The sequence below is a fragment of the Williamsia sp. SKLECPSW1 genome (assembly GCF_054332755.1).
This window is the reverse complement of record NZ_JBTGLI010000001.1, coordinates 2,101,112-2,124,808: the sequence shown is the minus strand read 5'-3', so window position 1 is coordinate 2,124,808 and position 23,697 is coordinate 2,101,112. Positions and strand designations below refer to the sequence as shown.

Annotated in this window: 21 protein-coding genes and 1 pseudogene; 8 read left to right on the top strand and 14 right to left on the bottom strand. The window is 69.5% G+C overall.

Annotation, left to right across the window (positions count from 1 at the left end):
• Positions 1-230: 230 nt before the first annotated feature.
• The gene (locus ACXVUM_RS09890; protein ID WP_458521639.1) at positions 231-1,256 is read right to left on the bottom strand and encodes a TIGR03857 family LLM class F420-dependent oxidoreductase; all 1,026 of its coding nucleotides are present in this window, start codon (positions 1,254-1,256) and stop codon (positions 231-233) included.
• Positions 1,253-2,377: a phosphotransferase family protein gene (locus ACXVUM_RS09885; RefSeq protein WP_458521638.1), complete on the bottom strand. Its 1,125-nt coding sequence runs from the start codon at positions 2,375-2,377 to the stop codon at positions 1,253-1,255. Before ACXVUM_RS09885 ends, ACXVUM_RS09890 begins: the two co-directional genes overlap by 4 nt.
• Positions 2,378-2,671: 294 nt before the next feature.
• On the opposite strand from ACXVUM_RS09885, the gene ACXVUM_RS09880 reads away from it, so the two are divergent.
• Both ACXVUM_RS09880 and ACXVUM_RS09875 read left to right on the top strand, forming a co-directional pair.
• Positions 2,672-3,427: an ANTAR domain-containing protein gene (locus ACXVUM_RS09880; protein ID WP_458521637.1), complete on the top strand. Its 756-nt coding sequence runs from the start codon at positions 2,672-2,674 to the stop codon at positions 3,425-3,427.
• Between the two features lie 51 nt (positions 3,428-3,478).
• The gene (locus ACXVUM_RS09875) at positions 3,479-3,961 is read left to right on the top strand and encodes a carboxymuconolactone decarboxylase family protein (RefSeq protein ID WP_458521636.1); all 483 of its coding nucleotides are present in this window, start codon (positions 3,479-3,481) and stop codon (positions 3,959-3,961) included.
• Here ACXVUM_RS09875 and ACXVUM_RS09870 read toward each other — a convergent pair.
• Positions 3,951-5,366 (bottom strand): annotated as a pseudogene (locus ACXVUM_RS09870) (DUF222 domain-containing protein). The gene ACXVUM_RS09875 and the pseudogene ACXVUM_RS09870 overlap by 11 nt on opposite strands.
• A gap of 173 nt (positions 5,367-5,539) precedes the next feature.
• Here ACXVUM_RS09870 and ACXVUM_RS09865 point away from each other — a divergent pair.
• Positions 5,540-6,565, top strand: a complete 1,026-nt coding sequence (locus ACXVUM_RS09865; protein WP_458521635.1) for a YihY/virulence factor BrkB family protein — start codon at positions 5,540-5,542, stop codon at positions 6,563-6,565.
• Here ACXVUM_RS09865 and eutC read toward each other — a convergent pair whose 3' ends face one another.
• The 4 genes from eutC to ACXVUM_RS09845 all read right to left on the bottom strand — a co-directional run bounded on the left by eutC (position 6,566) and on the right by ACXVUM_RS09845 (position 10,961).
• Complete coding sequence (gene eutC, locus ACXVUM_RS09860; protein ID WP_458521634.1) at positions 6,566-7,336, bottom strand: ethanolamine ammonia-lyase subunit EutC; 771 nt, start codon at positions 7,334-7,336, stop codon at positions 6,566-6,568. It lies immediately after the preceding gene.
• Positions 7,333-8,742 (bottom strand): ethanolamine ammonia-lyase subunit EutB, encoded by a 1,410-nt coding sequence (locus tag ACXVUM_RS09855; RefSeq protein WP_458521633.1) that lies wholly within the window; start codon positions 8,740-8,742, stop codon positions 7,333-7,335. Before ACXVUM_RS09855 ends, eutC begins: the two co-directional genes overlap by 4 nt.
• On the bottom strand, positions 8,739-10,172 hold the full coding sequence (gene eat, locus ACXVUM_RS09850; RefSeq protein ID WP_458521632.1) for an ethanolamine permease: 1,434 nt from the start codon (positions 10,170-10,172) through the stop codon (positions 8,739-8,741). Before eat ends, ACXVUM_RS09855 begins: the two co-directional genes overlap by 4 nt.
• Positions 10,173-10,304: 132 nt before the next feature.
• Positions 10,305-10,961 (bottom strand): TetR/AcrR family transcriptional regulator, encoded by a 657-nt coding sequence (locus ACXVUM_RS09845; protein WP_458521631.1) that lies wholly within the window; start codon positions 10,959-10,961, stop codon positions 10,305-10,307.
• Positions 10,962-11,068: 107 nt separating this feature from the next.
• Here ACXVUM_RS09845 and ACXVUM_RS09840 point away from each other — a divergent pair, with 107 nt between their 5' ends.
• The 3 genes from ACXVUM_RS09840 to mhpA are packed head-to-tail and all read left to right on the top strand — an operon-like array spanning position 11,069 to position 14,689.
• Positions 11,069-12,208, top strand: a complete 1,140-nt coding sequence (locus tag ACXVUM_RS09840; RefSeq protein ID WP_458521630.1) for a VOC family protein — start codon at positions 11,069-11,071, stop codon at positions 12,206-12,208.
• Positions 12,205-13,143 carry a fumarylacetoacetate hydrolase family protein gene (locus ACXVUM_RS09835; RefSeq protein ID WP_458521629.1) on the top strand — a complete coding sequence of 313 codons (939 nt, stop codon included), beginning with the start codon at positions 12,205-12,207 and terminating at the stop codon, positions 13,141-13,143. The genes ACXVUM_RS09840 and ACXVUM_RS09835 overlap by 4 nt, the downstream gene beginning before the upstream one ends.
• A 25-nt stretch (positions 13,144-13,168) precedes the next feature.
• Positions 13,169-14,689 (top strand): bifunctional 3-(3-hydroxy-phenyl)propionate/3-hydroxycinnamic acid hydroxylase MhpA, encoded by a 1,521-nt coding sequence (gene mhpA / locus ACXVUM_RS09830; RefSeq protein ID WP_458521628.1) that lies wholly within the window; start codon positions 13,169-13,171, stop codon positions 14,687-14,689.
• 10 nt (positions 14,690-14,699) lie between these two features.
• Here mhpA and ACXVUM_RS09825 read toward each other — a convergent pair whose 3' ends face one another.
• The 7 genes from ACXVUM_RS09825 to idi all read right to left on the bottom strand — a co-directional run bounded on the left by ACXVUM_RS09825 (position 14,700) and on the right by idi (position 22,091).
• On the bottom strand, positions 14,700-15,959 hold the full coding sequence (locus ACXVUM_RS09825) for an acyl-CoA dehydrogenase family protein (protein ID WP_458521627.1): 1,260 nt from the start codon (positions 15,957-15,959) through the stop codon (positions 14,700-14,702).
• 26 nt (positions 15,960-15,985) lie between these two features.
• On the bottom strand, positions 15,986-17,557 hold the full coding sequence (locus ACXVUM_RS09820; RefSeq protein WP_458521626.1) for an FAD-dependent oxidoreductase: 1,572 nt from the start codon (positions 17,555-17,557) through the stop codon (positions 15,986-15,988).
• Positions 17,558-17,564: 7 nt separating this feature from the next.
• The gene (locus tag ACXVUM_RS09815) at positions 17,565-18,500 is read right to left on the bottom strand and encodes an AurF N-oxygenase family protein (RefSeq protein WP_458521625.1); all 936 of its coding nucleotides are present in this window, start codon (positions 18,498-18,500) and stop codon (positions 17,565-17,567) included.
• Positions 18,501-18,697: 197 nt separating this feature from the next.
• Positions 18,698-20,119, bottom strand: coding sequence for a flavin-containing monooxygenase (locus ACXVUM_RS09810; protein WP_458521624.1), 1,422 nt, complete (start codon positions 20,117-20,119; stop codon positions 18,698-18,700).
• Between the two features lie 78 nt (positions 20,120-20,197).
• A complete protein-coding gene (locus ACXVUM_RS09805; RefSeq protein WP_458521623.1) occupies positions 20,198-20,425 on the bottom strand; it encodes a hypothetical protein in 228 nt (75 codons plus the stop codon).
• A gap of 88 nt (positions 20,426-20,513) precedes the next feature.
• A complete protein-coding gene (locus ACXVUM_RS09800; protein ID WP_458521622.1) occupies positions 20,514-21,473 on the bottom strand; it encodes a hypothetical protein in 960 nt (319 codons plus the stop codon).
• Between the two features lie 66 nt (positions 21,474-21,539).
• On the bottom strand, positions 21,540-22,091 hold the full coding sequence (idi, locus tag ACXVUM_RS09795) for an isopentenyl-diphosphate Delta-isomerase (protein WP_458521621.1): 552 nt from the start codon (positions 22,089-22,091) through the stop codon (positions 21,540-21,542).
• Positions 22,092-22,283: 192 nt separating this feature from the next.
• Between idi and ACXVUM_RS09790 the strand changes: the two genes are divergently transcribed.
• Entirely contained in the window at positions 22,284-22,520 is a 237-nt protein-coding gene (locus ACXVUM_RS09790) for a DUF6480 family protein (RefSeq protein WP_458521620.1), read from the top strand.
• A 177-nt stretch (positions 22,521-22,697) separates the two neighbouring features.
• Positions 22,698-23,684 (top strand): GGDEF domain-containing protein, encoded by a 987-nt coding sequence (locus ACXVUM_RS09785; protein ID WP_458521619.1) that lies wholly within the window; start codon positions 22,698-22,700, stop codon positions 23,682-23,684.
• Positions 23,685-23,697: the final 13 nt, after the last annotated feature.

Here is a 23,697-nt window from a genome sequence, read left to right as displayed (position 1 = left end):
GTCGGGATGTCGATCGAGAGCGGGCTGGTCCTACCGGCCGACCGTGACCTGTCGGCGGCGCGACCACCGCGCGCCGACGATGCCCCAGACGCTGCACACCAGCGCGAGCTGCTCCCTGTTGAGAACCGCGTAGCCCATCCGGCCCACCTCCACTCGATTGTGACGGAGGTTACACAAGCAAGTGCTTGGTCGTGGGATTTCGACGACCGACCGTCCGGACATCTGCCGGGTCAGCGGTACGCCTCGACGATCGGTTCCAGCTCGGACGGTGTGGACCCGTGCAGGATGACGGCGTCGCAGCCGAGGTCGAGCTGACCGCGGATGGCGTCGACGCACTGCTGCGGGCTGCCGACCGCCGCGTTCTCGAGCCACTCGTCGGGCAGCAGTCCGGCCGCGTGCTCCAGCTGGTCCGGTGTCGCCGCGATGTCGAGGCCCGCGATCGACGACACGACCGGGTCGGACAGGAACCGCTGCAGCACAGCAGGATCCCAGCCGTTGGTCCGCACCAGCAGATCTCCGTAGCCCTGCAGATATGTGCCGAGCCTCCCGACGGTCTTGCGTAGCCTCACGTTGTTCGGCAGGTGGTCGCCGACGGTGGCGAGGCACGACCAGACGCGCACCGAGGCCGGGTCTCGCCCGGCCTGCTCTGCGGCCTCCTTCACCGTCCGGACGGCCCGCTGCGTCGTCTCGGGGGTGAAGTAGGTGTGCAGGACGACCTCGTCGAAACACCGGCCGCCGAGGGCGAGGGTCTGCGGCCCGAAGGCGACGAGCGCGAGCGGTAGGTGGTCATCCAGTGCCGAGTCCAGATGCAGCACAGGGAACGCCCCCGCAGGGCCGTCGTGGCCGACGACGACCTCACCCCGGAACAGTCGTCGGAGCAGCCCGACGGTGTCCTCGAGCGCGGCCGTGGTGACCGGCGGGAGGCCGTACATCGACTGCAGGATCGGGATCCCGCGGCCGAGCCCGAGGACGAAGCGCCCGCCCGACAGGTCCCGCAGTGTGCGGGTCATCCCCGCGGTGACCATGAGGTGTCGCGTGTTGTGGTTCGTCGCCGCCGTGGCGACGGTGATGCTGTCGGTGACGGCCACGGCGGCCCCGGCCAGCGCGACGGCCTCCTTGCGGTTGTAGCGCTCCGAGATCCACGCCGTGCCGAATCCGAGCTGCTCCGCCCTGCGTGCCTCGTCGAGGATGTCGCGGCTCGACTCCGGTTGCCCTGCCAGCAGATAGCAGCCGAGCTCGGGGAACGCGGCGGTCATGTCAGTGCTGCGACGAGGTCGAGCGTCTCGAGGTCACGGATGGCCGCGCAGCCGCGTGTCAGCATCGCGGCGGCCATCTCATCCCCTCGATCCGTCGACGCCGAGAAGGCGAACCCCAGGGTGGTGATGAGAGGCACCTGCAGCATGGCCAGCCGGTGGTCGCGTCGGCACGTCTCGAGGTCGTAGCCGGTGACGCCGTGCCGGCGCAGGGCGTCGTGATACGCCCGGACGGTGTCGTCCTCGATGTCCGCGCGGGCCTCGGGGTCGACGGCGGTCGCGACGAAGTAGGCCAGGTCGCGGGCGGGAAGCCCGACCGCGAGGGTCTGCCAGTCGACCACCGTCACCGTGGAGTGGTCGGGGGCGAACATCAGGTTGTCGAGGCGGTAGTCGCCGTGGAGGACGCTGAAGCGACCCGGTTCGGCCAGGAGCCACGGAGCGATCGCCGGCGTCACCGCCCGCAGCGTCGCGATGTCGGCATCGACGAGACGATCACCGATGCGGTCGATCGTCGTGTCCACGGCGATCGACACGATGTCGGCCAGACCCTGCGCACCGTCAGGGTCGGGACGACCCAGGACGATGCCGGAGAGCGCATCCCATTCCGGGTCACACCATCGCGGCCCGTGGAGTCCCGCAAGCGCCTCCGCCGCCGACACCGCGTCGTCCCGCGAGCATCCCCGGAGTTGGTCCCCCTGCACCGCAGGCGCGAGATCGTCCATGAGCAACACGAACTCGGCTCCCTCACCGGCGATCGCGACGTGATGGCAGGTCGGTGTCGGGACCGCGACGGTGTCGGCGACACGGGTGTAGAACGTGTGCTCCGACCGATACCCGAGCGCCACCCGCTCGCGGACCTCCGGGTCGACCGACGGCAACTTCACCGCGAACGACGCGGGAAGGCCCTCACCGCCGTCCCGATAGGTGACGTCCAGCCGATACGTCGACCCCGTCTGTCCGGTCCCCACGACGGTGTGGTCCGCCGATTCGACCGTCACCGCGCGTTCCGGTCGGGACAGCACCCGGCCCAGCCACTCGGGGGTCACGTCCTCGACGAGACCGGGAATCACTGCGTCGCCCACTGTCACCGTCCACGTCCCGGATGCGCGCGCCGATCGCACCATCACACCGAGGATAGGCAAGCATGTGGACAGCTGTCCAGACTGTCGTCCGGACTGGTACCCCGGCGTCGACGACGTCGACCCCCGGCCCCGTCGTGATGCGTTCGTTATCTGCACCACGACCGCGTACCGGTTCAACCGCTGCGCTTGTACAGCGTCGGGCGCCGTCGCACAGTCATTGCGAGGACAGGAAGGGGCAACCATGACATCGACAGCCGGGTTGCACAGCCCACAGGCAGCAGGGATCGACGCGACGGCCCACGTCGCCCCGATCGCATCCTCGGAGGGCTGATCGCCATGTCATCACTGATGGACGATCACGAGACACCCACCGACCCGTCGCCACCCCACTCACATCCGGCCGACGTGCACGGCGCGATCGCCGAGATGGTGCGCGACCTCGCCGGGGCCGGGCAGCGGGAGTTGTCGCAGGTTCTCGACGACCTCGTCGCCGGCGCCGTGCACAACATCGACGACGCCGAGGAGGTGAGCATCTCGATCGGCGGCCGTAAACGCTCCCTGATGAGCGAGGCGGCGACCGGGGAACTCGGTGAGCTCCACAGCGAGATCCAGAACAGCACGGGACAGGGTCCGTGTCTCGCGGCCATCTGGGACGAACCCGTCGTGCGCGTGCGGGACCTGCGTACCGAGACCCGGTGGCCGCGATACGCATCCGCCGCGCGGGCAGCGATCCCGTTCCGCTCGATCCTGTCGATACGCATGTACACCTCGACCGACTCGTTCGGTTCCCTGACGTTGTTCGCGACACCGCCGGACGCGTTCGCGCCCGAGACCGAGGAGACCGCGTCGATCTTCGCCGCCCACGCGACCGCAGCATGGGCGTCGGCGGTACGGGGCGCGCAGTACGCAGACGCCTTGGCGAGCCGCGACATCATCGCGCAGGCGAAGGGGATGGTGATGGAGCGCTTCCACGTCGATGCCGTGGCCGCCTTCGCCCTGTTGAGCCGCCTCTCCCAGGACACCAACACGCGCGTGATCGACGTGGCCCGGCAACTGATCGACGCGGAGATCCCCGGTCCGTCACCCTCCTGAGGTCCCGCGCGGAACGGGAACATGTTCTCGTTCCGGTGCTACCGTTCCGACATGGCGCGAATCGGCGACTTCGCACCCGACGATCTCGTCGGGTGGATGGGGTTGTCCCCGACCATCGGCGGCGCACTCGGCGGGTACGCCGATGCCGTCTACCGACACGGTCGACTGACTCCGCGGGTGCGGGAGATCGCGCGGATGGTGATCGCGCTCGACAACGAATGCGAGGTCTGCCGGAACACGCGGACCATCGACGGCGACACCCACGGTCTCGACGAGGCGTTCTACGACAACGTCGAGAACTGGAGAACCTTCGTCGGCTACTCCGAGACCGAGCGTCTCGCCGCCGAGTTCGCCGAGCGGTTCGCCCGCGACCACACCGACCTCCGCGAGGACGACGACCTCTGGGCGCGTGCACACGCGGTGCTGACCGACGAGGAGATCACCGACCTCACCCTGTCGTGCGCGCTGTGGCTCGGGCAGGGTCGGGCACTGCGGGTCCTCGACGTCGGGCAGGCATGCCGACTCACCCTCTGATCGGGGGGCGGTAGTCGATCACCCGGATGATCACCGGATCCGGTGATCTCGAGTGGTGTTCGGCCAGGATCAGTTCGAGGCGGTGTTCGATGTCGGACCAGTCCGGGTCGGGTGGTGCGTGGTCGTCGAGGATCTGGTCGGGCCGGTGGAGGTGGTTGGTTCTGGGTGGGTCGGTGGTGCCGTTGGCGACCCACCCGAACCTGCCACGATCCGGGCCGGTGGTGATTTTTTCTGTCTGCCAGCCGCCGGGCCGGTCGTGTACGGCCCGGTTGTGCGGTCCACACGCCGGCGCGAGATCAGTGCTGTCGGTGTTCCCGCCTTGGGCCCAGTCCTGGTGCGCGTGGTGCATCTCGGTGTGGGTGAACGGTGCCGGACATCCTGGCATGGAGCAGCCGCCGTACTGGGCGAACAACAGAAACCGTTGCACCTCCGAGGCGAGGCGGCGGGTGCGTCCGTAGAACAGTGGTTCCCCGGTCACATCGTCGAACACCGCCAGATGCATCTGCGCCCGCGCAGCCAACGTGAGGATGTGCGACATGGGGAGGTCGGTGCCGGTGGCGGTGTGCCCGACCCCCGCCCGCTCCCGCAGTTGGCTCTCGGTGATGGAGATGATGATGTGCGGCGGCAACCCCCGATGCGACACCCCATACACCCCGCCATCAGCCGCCGCCCGCAACAACGCCTGCAGGGCGTCGTGATTGCGCTGCGGTTGTGTCCGTGAGTCCCGTTCGGCGGCTGCGGTGAGTGCCTCCTAGTCGACACCGTTGTCGTCGCAGCCGCCGCGGGGTGACTTGTCGTCGGGATTGTTCATCCCCGGCTTCGCCCACTTCGACAACATCACCTCGAACAAGGCTCGGGTGGTGGGGTCGAGTTTCCCACCCAACCGCGACATCAAGTCACTGCCCTGCACACCCAACGACAAGGATCGTTGGCGGGCCCGGTCACGGTCGGATGGTTCGGCACCATCAGGATCCAGATGCGACAACAGGCGGGCACCGGCGCGGTGAATCTCTTTCGGGCTGAAGTTGCGGGCGATGTCGGCGATCTGCTCCTCGGCCTTCTCCCGCACCTCCGGCGACGTCGCGGCGGGGACCTTGTCCATCACCGACAACACCGCATCCACATGCTCATGCGACAGCTCACCCTCAGCCATCGCCGCCGCGGTCTCCGGACACCGCGCCGGCAACCTCTCCCCGGTCATCGCATGCATCTGCGACAACGCGAGCACCTGCTTCAACCGGCGTTTCGGGTTCGGCACCCGCAACCGGTCACCCACGAACTGCGTCACCGCCGCGCACTGCACCGCACCGAACGCATCCCGATCCGACACATCCATGATCCGACGCAACCCGATCGACCCGAGTTTGCGGACGATCCGCTCATGATCGATCGCGAGTTGCGCCACCTCCGACTCGGAGCACGCATCCGACGACGTGGCCGCGATCCGATCCAAAAGCTGTTCCAGGGCAGCGTAATCGGCGACCAGTGATGTCTCGACGGTGTCGTCCACGATGCACCTCCCCCGGGATGTAGCGCGAACCGGGTTTGGGTGGATGCCCTGCGTGGAATGCCGCGTGCGTGACCGCCGACGCCGAGAATCCGACGAAGCCCGAGTCCCCCACCGACCTGACCGCCCGATCGATGGTCTTCGTGATCCGGAAGACCGCCCGAGAATTCTCTCGAGACCAGTGCACCGACATCGCGGCGAGCCTCACGTTCTACGCAGTGCTGTCACTCTTCCCCGCTCTCGTGGCGCTGGTCTCGCTGCTCGGGGTGTTCGGACAGGGACAGCGGACGGTGGATGCGGTCGTCGATCTCATCGGCGACGTGGGCACGCCGTCGTCGGTCGTCGACACACTGCGGGGCCCCGTCCGACAACTGGTCGACGCACCCGGCGCCGGGCTGACGCTGATCGTGGGGATCCTGGGCGCGCTGTGGACCGCATCCGGATACATCGGCGCGTTCGGCCGGGCCATGAACCGGATGTACGAGATCGACGAGGGGCGGCCGCTCTGGAAGCTCCGACCCGCCATGCTGCTCGTGACCGTCCTCGCCATCCTGATGACCGCCGCCGTCGCACTCATGCTCGCCGTGAGCGGACCGATCGCCCGGTCGATCGGCGAACGGGTCGGTCTGGGCGACACCGCGCTGCAGGTGTGGGCCATCGCGCGCTGGCCCGTCATCCTCGCGTTCGTCGTGGCACTGGTCGCGATGCTCTACTGGGCCACACCGAATCTCCGCCAACCACGCATCCGCTGGATCAGCGGCGGTGCGACGTTGGCGATAGTGGTGTGGATCGCGGCGTCCACCCTCTTCGCGCTCTACGTCTCACACTTCGGCAGCTACAACGAGACCTACGGTGCGCTCGGCGGCGTCATCGTCTTCCTGCTGTGGCTGTGGATCACGAACCTGGCGTTGCTGTTCGGCGCGGAGTTCGACGCCGAGCTCGAGCGTGCGCGGGAGCTGCAGGCCGGACTGCCCGCCGAGAAGCACGTGCAGTTGCCTCGCCGCGACACCACCGCGTCGGTCAAGGGCCGCATCAAGGACAGGAAGTTCGTCGTCCGTGCCCGCAGCCTGCGGATCTCGCGAGGCGGTCGGCGCTGATCAGACCGCGTCGATGACGGCCGTTGCACCGCTGTCGATCTCGGCGCGTGAGGTGTCCTTGAGGGAGACACCCGATCGCCCGAGGCGACGAGCACCGTCGACGAGCGCAGCGGTGATGCGCGCCGCCGTCTCGTAGCCCTGCCCGTCGGGCGGGTGGATGTTCGAGATGCAGTTGCGGTCGGCGTCGCTGAGCCCCGGACGGGGACGGTGGGTGAGGTAGATGCCGAGACTGTCGGCGACGGACAGGCCCGGGCGTTCCCCGATCACCACGATCACGGTCTGCACACCGAGCGCCTCGCCGATGTGGTCTCCGAGCGCCACCCTGGCCTGCGTGGCGATCACCGGCGGGGCGATCGAGAGATGTTCGGAGAGAGCATCTCCGAGAGCCGCGACGAGTCCTGCCGCGTGGTCGACGAGTGCCCGAGGTGACAGTCCGTCGGCGAGGACGATCCCGATGTCGGCACCGCTGTCGGGTACCCCGTCGAGGTCCGCGGGAACCCGACCGAGGTCCGGGCGGCGCAGGTACTCCCCGCGTGACGACGCCTTGCTGGTGACGGCGACCGGTTCGCCCAGCCCGCAGTCGGCGATGGTCGTCGCGAACGTGTCGACGTCGAGCGGATCGTGGACGGCGTCCCGGGCAGCGGCGTGCGCCGCACGGAACTCGAGGACCCGGTGCGACGGGAGCGAGTTGCCCGCGCGACCCAGCCCGATCCGCGCCTGGGTCGTGAGGCGGAGGTCGGCCCATGCGTCGGTGGTGCGCGGCGCGGTCATCGGGCGACCGTCAGTGATCGCAGCGGCGAGGTGCCCATGTCGACGGGCAGGATCCGCCCCTCGGTGTCGGCCATGCCGAGCCCGGCGAGCCATGCCTCGAACTCCGGAGCGGGTCTGAGCCCCAACGCCTGTCGGACATACAGCGCGTCGTGGAACGACAGACTCTGGTAGCCGAGCATGATGTCGTCGGCGCCCGGGACGGCGATGACGAACGCCGCGCCGGCAACCCCGAGCAACGTCAGCAGGGTGTCCATGTCGTCCTGGTCGGCCTCGGCGTGGTTGGTGTAGCAGACGTCGACGCCCATCGGCAGCCCGAGGAGCTTGCCGCAGAAGTGGTCCTCGAGTCCGGCGCGGATGATCTGTTTGCCGTCGTAGAGGTACTCGGGGCCGATGAAACCGACGACGGTGTTGATGAGCAGCGGATCCAGCGCTCGCGCAACCGCATACGCGCGGGTCTCCAACGTCTGCTGATCGACCGGCTTCCCGCCTGTCCCGAGATGCGCGTTCGCCGACAGCGCCGATCCCTGGCCGGTCTCGAGGTACATCACGTTGTCCCCGACGGTTCCACGTCCGAGCGAACGTCCCGCCTCGTTCGCCTCGAGGAGGATCGCGAGGTCGACGCCGAAACTCGTGTTGGCGCCCTGCGTCCCGGCGATCGACTGGAACACCAGGTCGACGGGGACACCCTTCTCGATCAGTTCGACGGTGGTGGTCACATGCGACAGCACGCAGGACTGCATCGGGATGGCGAACCGCTGCCGGATGTCGTCGAGGAGATGCAGCAGGTCCGCGGTGGCCTGGGGTGAATCGGTGGCCGGGTTGATCCCGATGACCGCGTCCCCGCACCCCATCAGCAGACCGTCGAGGGTCGCCGCGGCGATCCCCCGCGGGTCGTCGGTCGGGTGGTTCGGCTGCAGTCGCGTCGCGATCCGACCCGGCAGTCCGATGGTGGTCCGGAATCCGGAGACGACGGAGGTCGCCGCCGCCACCAGGATCAGATCCTGGTTGCGCATGATCTTCGAGGTGGCCGCCACCATCTCCGGCGTCAACCCCGGGGCGACCGCTGCGAGCCGCTCGGCGGCGTCGTCGCGGGTGGACGTCTCGAGCAGCCAGTCGCGGAACCCACCCACCGTCAGATGTGCGATCGCCTCGAACGCGGCACGATCGTGACCGTCGACGATGAGACGCGTCACCTCGTCGGTCTCGTACGGCACGACGAGTTCACTCAGGAACGTCGACAGCTCGACGTCGGCGAGTTGCCATGCGGCCGCCGCCCGTTCGGCATCCGACTCCGCCGCGCAGCCTGCCAGCTCGTCGCCGGAGCGCGTGGGCGTCGCCTTCGCCATGAGGTCGACGAGACCGTCGAACTCGTAGGTCGTGCCCGCCAGCGACTGGGTGAACCTCACCGCAGGTCCTCCTCCGCCCGTGCCAGGGCGGCGAACTCCTCGTCGGGTGAGGCGGCGACCAGGCGGTGCCGACTGTAGAGGCCGAAGTACGCCATGAACACGGCGAACACCCCGAGGCAGCACAGCGCGGCGACCGTGTCGACGAGGAAGGTGGCGATGACGGCGATGACCGCGACCACCAACGCGAAGCCGGTGGTGACGACGCCACCGGGGGTGCGGTAGGGCCGAGGCATGTCCGGCTCGCGCCGGCGCAGGACGATGTGGCTCACCATGATCAGGACATAGCTCAGTGCGGCGCCGAACACGGCCATGTTGAGCAGAAGGGCGCCCTCCCCGGTCAGCGAGAGGAGGAACCCGACGATGCCCGGGACGATCAGTGCGAGCGTCGGCGTCTTGCGGGAGTTCGTCACCGACAGCGCCGTCGGCAGGTAGCCCGCCCGGGAGAGAGCGAACAGCTGACGCGAGTAGGCGTAGATGATCGAGAAGAAGCTGGCGATGAGACCGGCCAGCCCGATGTAGTTGACGACCGTCGCCATCGAGGACCCGCCGAGTGCTTCGACGAGCGGGTTCCCCGACTCCGACATCGCGTCCGCACCACCGGCGCCGGTGGTCAGGATGAGTACGACGACGCAGGTGACGACGAGGACACCGATGGCCGCGATGATCCCGCGCGGCACGTTGCGCTCGGGGTTCGCGGTCTCCTCCGCGGCGAGCGGGACGCCCTCGATGGCGAGGAAGAACCAGATCGCGAACGGGATCGCGGCCCAGATACCGATGTAGCCGAAGGGCAGGAAGTCGGATGCGCCGGCGGCGTCGGTGGGGACGATGTCGGTGAGGTTGGCGACGTCGAACTGGCCGACGGCGCTGATCGCGAACACGACGAGACCGACGAGGGCGACGCCGGTGATCACGAACATCACCTTCAGCGCCTCGCCCGCCCCGGACAGGTGGATGGCGATGAAGATCGCATAGACGGCGAGGTACACCCACCAGCCGTCGGTGATGCCGAAGAGGTTCAGCGACTCGACATAGGCGCCGATGAACGTGGCGATCGCGGCCGGCGCGATCGAGTACTCGATGAGGATGGCGGTGCCGGTGGCGAAGCCGCCCCACGGCCCGAGCGCCCGTCGGGCGAAGGTGTACCCACCGCCCGCCGCGGGCAGCGCCGACGACAGCTCGGCCATGCCCAACACCAGGCAGACGTACATCGCGGCGATGAGGACCGCAGCGATCGCCAGGCCGCCGAACCCGCCTTCGGCGAGACCGAAGTTCCACCCGGAGTAGTCACCGGAGACGACGTAGCTGACGCCGAGCCCCGCGAGCAGCAGCCATCCCGCTGTGCCGCCTTTGAGCTGCCGTTTCTCCAGGTAGTCGTCGCCCGCGGTCGCGGGGGTGGGCGTCTGCGTGCGGATCGGTTCGTCGACGGACACTGCGTCTCCTGTCCTGGGGTGCGACGCCGGATATGGGCGGTGTGCACGATGCGTCAGACAGTAGGACCGAGACGTTGCAGTGACGTTGCGACGACGAGTCGGACATCGGTCGCCGGACGGGCACCGTCCGGGTCAGGGCCAGTCGGGAAGCGGACGTGTCGTCAGGCGGTCGATCTCGTCCTCGTCGACGCCGAGCGCGCGCAGGACATGCGCGGTGACGGCGTCGGTCGTGGCGGCGTCGTCGCGGTCGGGCTGCTCCTGCAGCAGCACCGCCAGCGACAGCGTCGCCCCGGACACCACGGCCAGGGCGGCGTCGACGTCGGGGGCCCGGAACCGTCCGGCGGCGACCGCCGCGACGATGTCCCGTCGCGCTCTCGGCAGCAGGCCCGCGTCGGCGGTGAGCATCCCCAGCCCCCGGTTCACGACGACCTTGCTGAGCTCGGGGAACCGCCGGTGCAGGCGACCGGTGAGCCGGAAGCTCTGCGTGAACGCCTCGGCGGGGTCGTCGATGCCGTCGGTGAGACCGTCCATCAGGGCGCCGTGGTCGTCGACGACGGCGATCACGGCGGTCTCGAAGAGTTCTTCCTTGGTCGTGAAGTGGTTGTAGAACGACCCGGTGCCGACGTCGGCGGCCGTCGTGATGTCGAGGACGGAGACCGTCGTGCGTCCTTCGGCGAGGAACTGCTGCGCAGCCCGGATCAGCGCCTGACGGGTCTGCTGTTTCCGGCGCTCCGATCGGGTCGGGACGTGGCGATCGCCCTCGCCCGTCCCGGGACTGTCCTCTGACACGTCGTCATCATCGCACGGATGTCATCACTGACGATCTCGTCACCCACGCTTGACCGAACCGACGTTCGTGAGTGACGATATCGTCAGAAATCGATCCGGGAGGTGCGATGAGCGTCGGCCATGACGTGCACGACGGCCTGCACGCCGACGAGGGTGCGTTGCCGGGCGAGCACCCGGGTCGCCGGGCTGATCCCGTGGTGAAGGTCCACGACATCGCCTGGCTGGAGTTCGACAAGCCGGACCTCGCGAGGACCGCGGCGTTCGCCGTGGACTTCGGGTTCGCCCCCACGCTGCAGACCCCCGACGAACTGCACCTGCGCGGTGCACTGCCGGGTGCGCCGTGCGTGATCGTGCGGCGCGCACCGCGCACGGCGTTCACCGGCGTGGCGTTCCGTGCGGCCGCCGACGCCGACCTGGACCGGCTCGCCGCGGAATGGGGGCAGCCGATCGCACCGCTCGGCGAGGCTCTCGGCGGTCGCGCGGTGACCACCCGGGATCCGAGCGGCTGCCGTGTGCGCGTGGTGTCGGGCGTGACCGAGTGGCCGACGTTGCCGCTGCAGGACATGCGCAACCCGCTCAACGTCGCGCGTGACCTCCGCCGGGTCAACACCACCCAACGCCCCGCGCGTACCCCTGCCGTGGTCGAACGTCTGGGACACGTGGTGCTGCAGTCGACGCGGTACCTGGAATCGCTGAACTGGTACCTGCACAACCTGGGCATGATCGTCAGCGATTTCCTCTACTACCCCGGCCAGCGCGAGCGGGGTCCTGTCATGAGTTTCATCCGCTGCGACCGCGGGTCCGAACCCGCCGACCACCACACCCTGGCGATGACGTTGGGGCCGGCGGATCGCTACGTCCACTCGGCCTATCAGGTCTGCGACCTCGACGCCCTCGCCGCCGGTGGTGAGTTCCTCATCGAACGCGGCCACCACAGGTCCTGGGGCATCGGCCGACACATCCAGGGCAGCCAGCTCTTCGACTACTGGCGTGACCCGGACGGGTTCCTCGTCGAACACTTCACCGACGGTGACCATTTCGACTCCACCATCACACCCGGGTGGGCACCGATGACCGCCTCGGGACTCAACCAGTGGGGACCACCGGCCACCGCGGACTTCCTCGGTGTGAAGCCCGGCCGCGCCGCGCTGCGCGAGTTCACCGAGATCCTGACCTCCCTCCGCGAGAACGACAACGAGTTCGACGTCCACCGCCTTCTCGGCCTGTTGAAAGTTGCCCGCACATGAGCCTGTCCGTCCTGCGCACCTCCGACGCCTGGTGGGTCGCCGTCGCCGACGGCGTCCGCCGTGTCGACACCGCCGCGACCACCACCGCCGAGCTGATCGCCGACCGTACCGCCGTCGAGAGTGCCGCCGCGGGTACCGGCGAGGTCGTCGACCCCGCCACGTTGTCGGTGATCTCACCGGTGACCGCGCCCTGCCGGGTCGTCGCGCAGATGACGAACTACGCCTCCCACGTCCGCGATTCGGGTATGAACCCCGACAGGATCCCGCTCACGTTCTTTCGCAAGTCGTCGGGATCCATCACCGGCCCCTACGACGATATCGTCAAACCCGCCCACGTGACGCTGCTGGACTACGAGGTCGAGATCGGCATCGTCTTCGGTGCGACGATCTCCGTGGGGACCGACGTCGACCACGACCTGCTCGCCGAGTCCGTCGCCGGTCTCGTGGTCACGAACGATGTGTCGGCTCGCGATGTCCAGCTGCCCAAAACACAGTTCTACGAAGCGAAGTCCTATCCGACGTTCACCCCCGTCGGTCCGGCCCTGGTGTTGTTGGAACCCGGCGACTGGGAGAAGTTCTCCACGTTGACACTGCAGTTGCGCGTCAACGGAGTCACCCGCCAGAACAGCACCGTCGCCGACATGATCTACAGCCCGCTGGACGCGGTGCGCACACTGAGTCGCTTCCAGCGCGTCGATCCCGGCGACCTCATGCTCACCGGCACGCCCGGGGGGACCGCGCTGACCGCACCGCCCAAGCCGATCGAGATGATCGGCGCGCTCCTCCCGCCGCACGTCAAGTGGAAGGCGTTCTTCCGGCGTCAGGGCGGCAACCCGAAGTATCTGCTCGACGGCGACGTCGTCGAGGCCACTGTGCGGTCCGGCGACGGCACCATCGATCTCGGCACCCAGCACTCCACCGTGCGGTACGCGTGACGCGCAACGGATCTCGGGAGGTGTGATGGGGCAGTCGCCCGTGATCATCGTCGGCGCAGGGCCCACCGGGTTGACAGCCGCCGCGGTGCTCGCCGATCACGGTGTCGCGTCGATCGTGCTCGAGCGGTGGGACGGTGTCTACCCGCAACCGCGGGCGGTGCACCTCGACGACGAGGTGTACCGGATCCTCGGCCGTGTCGGGGTCGCCGACGAGTTCGCGCAGATCTCACGCCCGGCGCGGGGACTCCGCCTGGTGACCTCGTCGCTGGGAGTCATCGCCGAGTTCCGCCGCGACCCGGACGCGGGGCCCCACGGGTTTCCCGCCGCATCGATGTTCGACCAGCCCGAACTCGAGGGACTGCTCCGCACCGCCGTGGCCCGGCGGAGCGACATGATCACGATGCGATCCGGCGTCGAGGTCGTCGACATGGGTCAGAACGACCACGGCGTGACCGTCACGGCGACCGACCGCGACACCGGTGACGCGATCAGCGTCACGGGCTCGTACCTCCTGGGCTGCGACGGTGCGGGCAGCCGGACACGATCGGCGATCGGATCCGACTGGCGTGACCTCGGTTTCAGCCAGCGATGGCTGGTGATCGACGTGGAGACCACCGCCGATCTCCGCCAGTGGGAGGGTGTCCACCAGGTGTGCGACACCCGCCGCGCAGCCACCTACATGCGCATCGGCGACACCCGGTACCGGTGGGAGTTCCAACTCCTCGACGACGAGAGCGCCGACGACTTCTCCGACATCGCGTCCGTCACCCCCCTGCTGCGGCCGTGGCTGGGCGAGGCCGCCGAGTCGGAGCTGACGTTGATCCGGGCCGCGGAGTACACATTTCGTGCCCGTGTCGCCGACCGGTGGCGCGATCGACGGATGTTCCTGCTCGGCGACGCCGCGCACCTGACCCCACCGTTCATCGGCCAGGGCATGGGTGCGGGACTGCGCGACGCCGCCAACCTCGGGTGGAAACTGGCCGCCGTCCTCGCGGGCGAGGTGCCCGCCGAGACTCTGGACTCGTACGCGCAGGAACGTATCCCGCATGTCACCCACCTCGTCCGACTCGCGGTCGCCACCGGCGCGGCCATGACCGGCGGCGGCCGTGGCGGCGACGTGATCCGCGGTGTCGCCGCACCCCTGTTCGCGCGACTGCCCGCGCTCTCGTCGCGACTCACCGACAGCGCGACACCACCCCTGCACCGATCGGCCTACGTCCGGCGCGGGCGGCTCGCGGGCAGGCTGGCTCCCAATGCGGTGGTGACAGCGGACGGGAGGAGACTCGACGAGGTCGGCCGCGGGTTCCGCGTCGTCACCGCCGACGCCCCGACCGACGAGCAGGAATTCGAGATCACCCGCCGCGGCGCGCGCACCGTCGTCGTCGAGCCGCGCAGCCCGCTGGGACGGTGGCTGGCCACCGCGCGGGTCCGCGCGGCCATCGTCCGACCGGACGGGACGGTGATGGTCGCCGGCCCGTCGGTCGCCGCGGTCTACACGGTCCTGCCGACCATCGCATCCCCGGCGAGCACGGACACGACCGGGTAGGGAACGGCCCTCATCGATCGGTGCGGTGCTTGCCCAGTTCGAGGCGAGCGACCATGCCCAGATGTACCTCGTCGGGGCCGTCGGCCAGCCGGATGGCCCGCGCCGCGGTCCACGCGGCAGCCAACGGGGTGTCGCTGCTCAGTCCACCGCCCCCGTGGATCTGCATCGCGACGTCGATGACCTGCTGGGCCATGGTCGGAACCGCGACCTTGATCTGCGACACCTCCGACAAGGCGTTCATCGGACCGCCCTCGTCGAGTCGCCATGCGGCGTTCAGCACCAGCAGACGTGCGGAGTCGATCTGGATGCGGGCCCACGCGATCCGCTCACGATTGCCGCCGAGATCGATCAACCGTTTCCCGAATGCACTGCGCTCCAGGCCGCGGCGGATCGCGAGCTCGAGCGACTTCTCGGCGAGCCCGATCAGACGCATGCAGTGGTGCACCCGCCCGGGACCCAGGCGGCCCTGGGCGATCTCGAACGCCCGTCCCGCGCCGGCGATGACGTTCTCGGCCGGGACGCGCACGTCGGTGAAACTCACCTCGCCGTGTCCGTAGGGCTCGTCCTTGAACCCCATGGTGTCCAGCAGACGTTCGACGACGACACCGGTGGCGTCCCGGGGGACCAGGATCATCGAGTGGCGGTGGTGACGGTCGGCGTCGGCGGCGGTGACCGCCATGACGATGAGGATGCGGCAGTCGGGGTGGCCGACTCCGGTCGACCACCACTTGCGGCCGTTCAGCACGTAGTCGGCGCCGTCGCGCACCGCGGTCAGTTCCATGTTGGTGGCGTCCGACGACGCGACCGCGGGCTCGGTCATGCAGAACGCACTGCGGATGTCACCGGCGAGGAGCGGCGCGAGCCACTGTTCCTGTTGCTGGTCCGAGCCGTACTTCAGCAGCACCTCGGCGTTGCCGGTGTCCGGTGCGTTGCAGTTGAACGCATAGGGCGCCATCGCCGACCGCCCCATGACCTCGGCCACCGGCGCATAGTCGACGTTGCTCAGCCCCGCGCCCCCGCGCGTGCCGTACCTCTCCCCCCACGGACCCTCGTGCCCGGCCGGGAGGAAGAGGTTCCACAGACCCTGCGCGCGCGCCTTCTCCCGCAGTTCGGCCAGCACCGGGAGCGGCTGCCACGGGTCGCCACCGGTGTCGCGCAGCCCCGCGAGCTCGCGGTGGTATCCGTCCTCGATCGGCTCGATCTCGGTGGCGACGAACTGGGATACCGCGTCGACCAACTCGGTCGCTCGCAGTGACGGCGAGAAGTCCATCCCCCGAGGCTACGACCGCCCGTCGATCAGGGACGGGCGCGCCGGCGACGGCGAGCTGTCTCGGTGAGTTCTGCCGCGCTGGTGAGCTTGACCCGAGGGCGCCCGGCGCCACGACCCCGTTCCCGCTCGACCCGGTCGATGGTGCGGATCCCACGACGACGTATCGGGGTGACACCCCGCTTGCGGAGGAACGCCTCGAACCCGTCGGCGTCGCGGGTCGCGGGCGGCAGCACACCGTCCGCGATGTCGTCGATGACCGCGCCGACCGTGTCCTCGGCGCAGGCACGGTTGGCACCGATACCCCCGGACGGGCCGCGCTTGGCCCACCCGACGACGTAGGAACCGCGCAGCACATCGTCGCCGTCGACGACGCGACCGTCGCGGCTCGGGATCATGCCCGCCTCGGCGTCGAACGGCAGCCCCGCGATGGGACGCGTGCGATAGCCGATCGAGCTGATGAGGTTGTCGGCGGCGATGTCGTACTCGCGGTCGCCGGAACGCACACGGACAGCGGTCATCGCGCCCCCGTCCCCGACCACCTCGACGGGCCGGGTCCCGAAGACGAACACCACGCGACGGCGTCCCGGTTCGGGAGGCCCTGCGAACGTCGTGGGGTCGACGTCGTCGGCGTCGAGTGTGACGACGTCGACGCCGGGCATCGAGGTGAGCGCGGCGAACTCGGCCTTCGTGTAGGCGGCGGTCTCGGGTCCACGACGTCCGAGGAGGACGATCTCCGAGGTCGCGTTGTCGTCGAAGAACGGCAGCGCGCGGTCGGCGATGTCGGTGCGACGCAACGCGTCCGAGGACGTGTGGAACAGGCGCGCGATGTCGAGGGCGACGTTGCCGGTGCCGACGAGGACGGTGCGACCGACGACACCGGGACGCAGCGGGTTCCCCACGTCGGGGATGCCGTTGTACCAGGCGACGGTCTCGGTCGCGGACGTGCTGCCCGCCAGGTCCTCGCCCGGGATCCCCACTCTGCGGGGCTCGGACGCGCCGACCGCGTAGATCACCGCGTCGAAGTGGGATCCGAGATCCTCCGGCGAGACGTCGACCCCGACCTCCACGCCGGCGAGCACGGTGACCCGTGGATCGCGCAGGTGCAGGTCGAAGCCGGCCATGATGTTCTTCGTCGCCGGGTGGTCGGGTGCGACCCCGGACCGGATCAGTCCCCCGGGCGTCGGGAGCTTGTCGATGACGGTGATCGCGGCAGTCGTCCGGTTGAGCACCGTGCGCAACGCATATCCCGCCGACGGCCCGGTGCCCACGAGGGCGATGTACAGACCCTCGGGGAGCCGCGGGATCCGCGCGTACTGCGTCTGCGTCGGCCCCGGGTCGATCTCCGCGTCGCGGTAGTAGGCGGCGTTCACCTCGGCGAAGTGCGCGTCCTTCGGGCCCAACCGGTCGACCGGGAAGATCGCGTCGACCGGACACGCGTCGGCGCATGCGCCGCAGTCGATGCACTTCTCCGGGTCGATGTGCAGGATGTCGGCGGTGCCGAAGCCGGGCTCGCCGGGCGCCGGGTGGATGCACCCCACGGGGCACACCGAGACGCACCCGGCGTCGCTGCAACACGACTGGGTGATCGCGAAAGCCATTGCGCGATCAGAGGATGTGTGCGCGGCGGTACCAGAACGCCGCGGGGCGGGTGAGCAGCCCGACGCTGTCGAGGAACTCCATCAGGTGCGTGCAGCTGCCGCGCATCATCGAGTGGAAGTGGCTGTTCTTCCTGCGCGCGGCCATGGCCTGCTTGCGGTCGAGACCGGCGTTCTCATAGGCCTCCGGCGAGTGCAGGCTGCCGACGATGACGAACCCGGCGATCGCGATGATCAGGGCGCTGATCTGGCGACGCAACCAGCCCACACCCTGCAGCGAGTCGCGGACCTCCTCGCGGGCGAACTTCATGTGCCGCGATTCCTCGAGGACGTGGATCTCGTTGATGGTGCGCACGAAGGGCAGCACGCGGTCGTCGTTCATGCACCCGCGCTGCAGGACGTCGAGGACCTCCTCGGCGACGAGGATGCCCGCGTACGCGACCTCCTTGCGGGCGAGCAGCTTGAAGCCCTGGCCCAACCACCCGACGAGACGCGACGGACGGTAGGAGGTGCCGACGAGCTTCTCGGAGCCCTTGGCGAACATCAGCGAGTGGCGGCACTCGTCGGCGATCTCGATGAGCGACCACTGGAACTCGGGGCTGTGGTACTGCCCGAGGTACTGATCGCGCAGCACCATCTCCTGCAGGATCATCTCGAACCAGATGCCGTTGGACGCGACCGACGCGGTCTCGTGCTTGGTCAGCTCGATCTGCTGCTTCTCGTCCAGGCCGTTCCACAGGTCGGTGCCGTAGAGGGTGCACCACTCGGGGCTGCAGCCGTACTTGGTGGGGTCGACCGGCGCATCCCAGTCGACCTCGGTCATCGCATTGCGCGACAGCCGTGCGGCGGAGGCGATCAGACGGTTCGAGACCTCCTGCGCACCCTGGTCGAGCCGGGACTCCTGGGTCGCCCCGCTCGTTGCCGTGTTGTCCGCGACCACCGTCATCGTGCACCTCCGTCGTGAGACGACTTCGCTGTCGTCATCGATCGTGACAATTTCTGTTGTCGTCAACGTTCATTGTCACGATACGACTTGGGTGCACGTGTGTAAACCCACTGACGAGAGGCCGGTCGACGGCCGCGTCAGTGATCTACGTCACGAACAGCTCGCCCATTCCTGCGGGTCACAGAGTCGCCCCGTCATCAGACGCGGATGTAGTCGTCGGATCGCAGGTGCTGTGCGCGACGGCGGTAGGACCACATCGACCACTGCCAGTTGTGGATGTCGTGCCCGGCGCGGTCGCGGTACCAGTTCCGGCATCCCGCCCACACCGTCCGACGCTCGGCGCGTCGCACCGCACGCCGGAACCGGTCGTGGACCTCGGCCCGCACCTCGAGGGCGCCGCCGCGGCCGATCGCATCGACCGCCTCGAGGATGTGCGCCGTCTGGGTCTCGAGCATGAACACGATCGAACCCGCGCCGAGGTTCGTGTTGGGCCCGTAGACCAGGAACATGTTGGGGAAGCCGGGTACCGCGAGTCCGAGGTGTGCCGCCGCGACCTCCGCCCACTCCTGCTCGAGCGTGCGGTCATCGCGACCGCGGATGTCCAGGCCGTGGAGGAAACCGGTGGTCGCGAACCCCGTCGCGAGGACCACGACGTCCACCGGGTGCGTCGTCCCGCCGGCGACGAGCCCGTCGGGGGCGAATCCCTCGACCGCGTCGGTCACCACGTCGACGTGCGAGCGCTGCAGCGCCGGATACCAGTCGCTGGACACCGTGATCCGTTTGCACCCGATCTGATGATCGGGGGTGAGCGCCTCGCGGAGTTCGGGGTCGGGCACTGCCGCGCGCAACTGACGGAGGAACAGGCGACGCATCAGCGACATCGCCTGCGGGAAGCGCCAGAACGCCAGCGTGAACAGCTCGAACATCGCCCAGATCCCCGTCCGGGCGACGGCGGAGTACCCGGGCAGCGAGCGGTGACGCGAGCCGTACTCGGCGTCCGGGCGGTCGAGGACGTAGGGCGCGCTGCGCTGGACCACGGTGAGGTGCTCGACGTCGTCGACGATGGCCGGGACCACCTGCACCGCGCTCGCGCCGGTCCCGACGACCGCGACACGACGCCCGGTGAGGTCGACGTCGTGCCGCCACCGCGCCGTGTGGAACACCTCGCCGCCGAAGCCGGACGCCGCGATCACCCCGGGCGAGGCCCATGCCGGCACCGACGGGACCGACAGCTGACCCACCGCCGGGACGAGGACGTCGGCGACATGGGTGGTGCCGTCACCGAGTTCGAGGTGCCAGCACCTCTCACGCCACGCCGCGGACCGCACCGTCGTCGACAGTCGGATGTGGTCACCCACACCTGCCTCGTCGACGCAGCGGTGGAGATAGGCATGGATCTCCGGGCCCGGGGCGAAGCGGCGTGACCACGTGACCGTTCGGGCGAAGGAGTAGCTGTAGATGTGCGACGGTGCATCGCACGCCGCTCCCGGATAGGTGTTGGCCTGCCACGTCCCGCCGATGTCGTCGGCCTGCTCGAACACGACGAACGACCGATGCCCGCGGGCGGCCAGTCGGAGGGCGACGCACAGGCCACCGAAACCCGCGCCGATGATCGCCACACGCGGCTCCGACGACGGCATCACCGATGATGGACACGTCTGCGGACAGAGGTCAACCGTCCCGGAGGCGTGCTCCGGTCAGCGCTCGGGTGCGATCACGAGGGAGGCGATGACGCGCTCGACCCCGTGGTCCTGATCGGACGCCCGCGACTCCGTGATCCGCGACATCGGCGCGGAGATGCGAGCACCCCCGCCGACGGGCTGGAGCTCGACGAAGTCGACGGGACTGTGCCGCAATGCCGCGACCCGGCACACGCACCTGCGGCCGTCCGGGAGCGCGACCGACACGAGACTGCCCTTCACCATGCCGTGCTCCTCCCACCCACGCCCTGGTCCGGGCGCGCTCGGTGAGGGCGTACCCCCGTCGAGGACGAGCGAAACGGCGAGCGCCCGGCTACTGGTAGCTGATGTAGTCCGGCGCCGGCGACAGCGCGAGGACCTGCGCGGGCGACATCACCCCGACGTCCTGCCGGTAGAAGACCTTGAAACCGGGGTGCATACGCGGATCGGCGAGCTCGCCGTACTTCCGCACCTTCGTCGGGATGGTCCCGAACCCGTCGGTGTGGTTGACCAGTGCGAGGTCCGTCGGCACGACGAGCGATGCGCGAGCGGTGATCATCTCCGGCGTGAACTGGTGCAGCACCAGTGGCTTCTGCGGCAGGTCGAGTCGTCGCGTCACCGCGGACAGCCAGGTCGTCACACCGTCGACCTCGCCCGCGGACACCGAGCCGATCTGCGTACCCGGCACGACCCCCCGCGGCATGCGCCACTCGGCGTCGAGAGCGAGCCCGACATCGGGCTGCTCCAGGAAGCGTTGCCACCGTTCCACCTGTGGCAGGAACGGGCACTGCCCCGGTTGGACGTCCAGCACCAGCATCTGTCGATGCGCCCGGGCTGCGGCCAGATAGCGGTCCACGTCGCGATCGGAGATCGCGTGGGCGTAGCAGCCGTCGGGTCCGGGCGTCGGGTCGGCGACGGTCACGATCATCTCCATGACCGGCAGCACGGGTCGACCGGGGCGCGCGTAGGCGGCGGCCTGGCGTTCGAGCCGATCGGCCGCCTGATCCGCGGTGCCCACACCCAGTGCGCCTAGTCCGCCGCCGTCGTCGGTGCCGTACAACGCGACGAGCCGGTTCGCCGGGAAGATCGTGCGCCCACCGCGCGGCAACTGGGGGACGGACGGGGCTGCAGACGACGAGGACGCCGAGACCGCCGGCCGGTCGACTGTGGTCGGCGACGACGTCGAGCACGCCGTCCCGGTCACCGCGAGGACCGTGGCGGTCACCGCCACCACGACGCGCCGGAGCCCGGACGCCGCCCCGCCCCGTCCGACTCCCGCCCTGTCGCCTCCCACGATCGGTGATCGTGCCACCCGCCGCCGCACACCCGACCAGGTGGGCCGGATCCGGCGGGGCGGGCGTCAGGAGCGGGTGACCCCGACCGGCCGCAGCAGATCCTCCGGGGAGAGCAGGGAGACCTGGTCGGCGAACCACGGGCTGAACGCCCAGGGAGCGTGCTCGACCGCGGTCCAGACGTCGGCGACGTCGGCCCATCGGTGTTCGGCGACCTCGTCGGCGGCGGGCGCCACCTCCCCGACCGGGCTCGCCAGGAACACCGGACAGATCTCGTTCTCCACGATGCCGCTCGCGTCCACCGCGCGGTAGCGGAAATCCGGTAGGACACAGCGCAGATCGGTGACCGCGAAGCCGAGCTCACGCGGCGCGTAGCGGTGGACGGCGTCGTCGGTCGCCTCGTCGGGCCGGGGATGCCCGCAGAACGAGTTGGTCCAGACCCCGGGCCACGTCCGCTTGGTCAGCGCGCGGCGCGTCATGAGGATCGCACCCTCGTCGTTCACGACCAGGCACGAGAAGGCGCGGTGCAGAGGCGTGTCGACGGTGTGGACGGTGGCGCGGTCCGCGACCCCCGTCGGTCGACCGGCCTCGTCGGTGAGGACCACCAGATCAGCGTTCATGTCTCCCGACCCGTCGTCGCCGCCATTCTGAACTGATCGTACAGAAAACGCGAGGGTCGCGGCGGCATGGCCGACGGCCACCGCGACCGTATCGAGACCGTCCGGGTCGACGGGGTCACTGTTCGGCCGCATCTGTGACCGTGGGCACGAGCCCCCTGCCCAAGACCTCCCGGCGCTCGTAGCGTGACAGCGATGACCGATCCCGACGACCTCCCCGACCGCGACCCCGACAGCCCCGACGGCGCCGGATCCACCCCTCCCGCAGCGGAATCCACGTCCTGGGTGCATGACGACGCAGATCCGGCGGTGACCCGGCGCTTTCCGCCCGGCGGACGCACCGGAACGATCCTGGCCGCCGTCGTCGTCCTCCTGCTGCTCGCTCTCGTCGTCGCCGTGGCCGTCGGCGTGGGGATCAACTACGCCACCTGACCTGCTCGGCGCACCCGTCCGCACCGACTGTTACCGTGGCTATGTTTGCGATCTTTCATTCGTGATCAATCATGCTCGGCGCGCGGGGTGGTCGTCGGCGTACGAAAGGTGATGCCAGCGTCTGGGTGGGGAGCGGATCGGCGGGCCACGTCGCCCACGTGGGTGCCGTCGCGCGACATGGCCATCGACAGCCCGATACGGGTCACCACCACGATGGCGTGTGTCAGCTGCGCAGGCTGGGCCGCGGTGGCGGCGGCGTCCGGACTCGCCCCGTCGGCCGCCGACACGGTCGTGCTCTGGGCCCTGGGCGCCCTCGCCCTCCTGCTGGCCGTCGCGGCGGTCGCCACCCCGATGACGTTCGAGGGTCGCGGAGCGGTGGCCTTCGTGCTCGTCGCCGACGTCGGGATCGCGGTGGGGGTGACCCGACTATCCGACGAGACCCTGTCCCTGGTGGGGTGTTCGCTCTTCGTCTTCGTCGGTGCGTTCGCCGCACTCCTGGTCGGCCGGACCGCCTTCGCGGCCCACGTGGTCGTCTCCGTCTCCGCCCTCGTCGCGGTGGCGTCGTCGGCGACGCCCGGCGGGAAGACGACCCTGCTGCTCAGCCTGTCGACGTGGCTCGCACTCGGTGTCCCGCTCGGCCTCCGGGCACTCTGGCGTGACCTCCGTCCGCGCGCCGCCATGGCGTACACCGATCCGCTGACGGGCGCGGCGAATCGCGCCGGACTGGAACGCAATTTCGCCTCGCTGCGCACCGTGGCGCACCGACGGCACCTGTCCGTCGCGGTCGTCACCGCCGACCTGGACCGGTTCAAGGCCGTCAACGACATCCACGGGCACGCCGTCGGGGACGCGGTGATCACCGAGGCCGCCGAGCACCTCTTCCGACACTTCGGAGCCGGCGCGACGATCGCCCGCCACGGCGGCGAGGAGTTCACCGTGCTGGTGGCCGGCGAGCCCGGGGAGGTCCGCTACCGGGTGACGACCCTGCCCACCGTCACGCCGGGCGTGTGGGGTCCGCCGGTGACGATGAGCGTCGGCGCCGCCTGGTGTCCCACCGACCCCGACGACCACACCGACGCCCTGTGGTCGGCCGTCGGTGTCGCGGACGCAGCCATGTACGAGGCGAAGGCCGACGGCGGCAACTCCTGCCGAAGCCGGCTCTGAGCGCCCGTCCCCC

What these genes read in the sequence shown, in the direction of transcription:
- ACXVUM_RS09885 (WP_458521638.1), bottom strand. Translation starts at nt 2,377, where the DNA reads ATGGTGCGATCGGCGCGCGCATCCGGGACGTGGACGGTGACAGTGGGC.
- mhpA (WP_458521628.1), top strand. Translation starts at nt 13,169, where the DNA reads ATGGGGCAGTCGCCCGTGATCATCGTCGGCGCAGGGCCCACCGGGTTG.
- idi (WP_458521621.1), bottom strand. Translation starts at nt 22,091, where the DNA reads ATGAACGCTGATCTGGTGGTCCTCACCGACGAGGCCGGTCGACCGACG.
- ACXVUM_RS09880 (WP_458521637.1), top strand. Translation starts at nt 2,672, where the DNA reads ATGTCATCACTGATGGACGATCACGAGACACCCACCGACCCGTCGCCA.
- ACXVUM_RS09805 (WP_458521623.1), bottom strand. Translation starts at nt 20,425, where the DNA reads ATGGTGAAGGGCAGTCTCGTGTCGGTCGCGCTCCCGGACGGCCGCAGG.
- ACXVUM_RS09785 (WP_458521619.1), top strand. Translation starts at nt 22,698, where the DNA reads ATGGCCATCGACAGCCCGATACGGGTCACCACCACGATGGCGTGTGTC.
- eutC (WP_458521634.1), bottom strand. Translation starts at nt 7,336, where the DNA reads ATGACCGCGCCGCGCACCACCGACGCATGGGCCGACCTCCGCCTCACG.
- ACXVUM_RS09825 (WP_458521627.1), bottom strand. Translation starts at nt 15,959, where the DNA reads ATGGACTTCTCGCCGTCACTGCGAGCGACCGAGTTGGTCGACGCGGTA.
- ACXVUM_RS09835 (WP_458521629.1), top strand. Translation starts at nt 12,205, where the DNA reads ATGAGCCTGTCCGTCCTGCGCACCTCCGACGCCTGGTGGGTCGCCGTC.
- ACXVUM_RS09890 (WP_458521639.1), bottom strand. Translation starts at nt 1,256, where the DNA reads ATGACCGCCGCGTTCCCCGAGCTCGGCTGCTATCTGCTGGCAGGGCAA.
- ACXVUM_RS09815 (WP_458521625.1), bottom strand. Translation starts at nt 18,500, where the DNA reads ATGACGGTGGTCGCGGACAACACGGCAACGAGCGGGGCGACCCAGGAG.
- ACXVUM_RS09790 (WP_458521620.1), top strand. Translation starts at nt 22,284, where the DNA reads ATGACCGATCCCGACGACCTCCCCGACCGCGACCCCGACAGCCCCGAC.
- ACXVUM_RS09840 (WP_458521630.1), top strand. Translation starts at nt 11,069, where the DNA reads ATGAGCGTCGGCCATGACGTGCACGACGGCCTGCACGCCGACGAGGGT.
- ACXVUM_RS09875 (WP_458521636.1), top strand. Translation starts at nt 3,479, where the DNA reads ATGGCGCGAATCGGCGACTTCGCACCCGACGATCTCGTCGGGTGGATG.
- ACXVUM_RS09820 (WP_458521626.1), bottom strand. Translation starts at nt 17,557, where the DNA reads ATGGCTTTCGCGATCACCCAGTCGTGTTGCAGCGACGCCGGGTGCGTC.